Raw genomic sequence first — 238 nt, 5'->3', positions numbered from 1 at the left:
CCGCGACCCTGCCGCGCGTGCTGACCCAGGTCGACATGGCGCTGATCAATACCAACTACGCCCTGGAAGCCAAGCTGAACCCGACCAAGGATGCGCTGGCCATCGAAGGCAGCGACTCGCCCTACGTGAACATCCTCGTCGCGCGGCCGGACAACAAGGACAGCGACGCCATGCAGAAGCTGGCCAAGGCCCTGCACAGCGCCGAGATCAAGCAGTTCATCCAGGAGAAGTACAAAGG

Annotated in this window: 1 protein-coding gene; it reads left to right on the top strand. The window is 62.6% G+C overall.

All coding sequences use genetic code 11. The features are described 5' to 3' along the window. A partial coding sequence (locus tag HMPREF0072_RS11700) for a MetQ/NlpA family ABC transporter substrate-binding protein (protein ID WP_248601187.1) occupies nt 1-238 on the top strand: 238 nt, incomplete at both ends.

The sequence above is a fragment of the Anaerococcus lactolyticus ATCC 51172 genome, from assembly GCF_000156575.1.
Lineage (GTDB): Bacteria > Bacillota > Clostridia > Tissierellales > Peptoniphilaceae > Anaerococcus > Anaerococcus lactolyticus.
This window is presented reverse-complemented; position numbering and strand designations above follow the sequence as displayed.